Source organism: Streptomyces nanshensis, assembly GCF_001751255.1.
GTDB lineage: Bacteria > Actinomycetota > Actinomycetes > Streptomycetales > Streptomycetaceae > Streptomyces > Streptomyces nanshensis_A.
In genome coordinates, this window is the sequence record NZ_LJGW01000524.1 from 1 (window position 1) to 1,003 (window position 1,003).

At 71.2% G+C, this 1,003-nt stretch carries 1 protein-coding gene; it reads right to left on the reverse strand.

What is annotated here, in order from left to right; all coding sequences use genetic code 11:
• On the reverse strand, positions 1-1,003 hold a 1,003-nt coding region (locus AN218_RS29505), incomplete at both ends, for an acyltransferase domain-containing protein (protein ID WP_141747743.1).

The window sequence follows — 1,003 nt, forward strand, 5'->3', positions numbered from 1 at the left end:
CGACAACACCGACTCCAACACCGCATCAGCCGACAAACCGGCCGACTCAGCGGAAGCAGCAGCGGCGGGAGCCGCGGGAACAGCAGGAGCAGAGGCAGCGACGGGGGCAGCGGCGGAGGCCGTCTCCGTGGCGGGTGCCGCGGGCAGCGCGACCGGCGCGGCAGAGGGAAGTGAGGGTAGGGACGCGGCGGCGGCGGGAAGTCCGGCGGCTCCCAGATAGCTCAGCAGCACGTCTCGCTGCGCGTTGACCATCTCCCTGCTGGTACGCAGGAATTCGGCGACGAGAGCGTCCGGACCGGACAGCGGGGCGCCGTCGGCGGTGGGGGATTCCGGCACGATCAGCTCCGTGACAGGGCGTGGGGGACGAAGGGCGTTGGGCGGGATGGTGCCGTCGGCGAGGCGGACGAGCTGGCCGTCCACGGTCCAGCCGGCGGGCTTGACGGGGGTGGCGCTCTCCGGGTCGACGGCGTCCCGCCCCTGGTAGAGCTTTCCGGTGCGCACGTCCGCGCCGGCGACGGCGAGTTGTGCGACACCGGCGAGAAAACCGTACAGTCCTCCGCGCCTGGCGTCCTCAAGTGTGACCGTACTGTGTGGACGGTCACCGAGAATCGCGGAGACGAGACTGGTCAGTACCTTTCCGGGGCCGACCTCGGTGAAGACGCGGGCACCCGCCTCGTACATCGACTCGATCTGCTCGGCGAACCTGACCGGCGAGCCGATCTGTTCGGCGAGCCCTGCGCGCACCGCATGGGGGACGGTGTCGTAGGGCCGCGCCGTGCTGTTGGCCCAGACGGGAAGTCCGGGGGCGTGCACGTACATCGACTGGAGCGTGCGCGCGAACTCCTCCCCGGCGCCCGCCACCAGGGGACTGTGGAAGGCGCACGCGACCTGGAGCGGCTTGGCGGACAGGCCCGCGTCCTTCAGGTGTCCGACGGCCTTGGTGACGGCCTCCGTCGGACCGGAGATCACGGTCTGCCGCGGGGAGTTGCGGTTGGCGGTGACG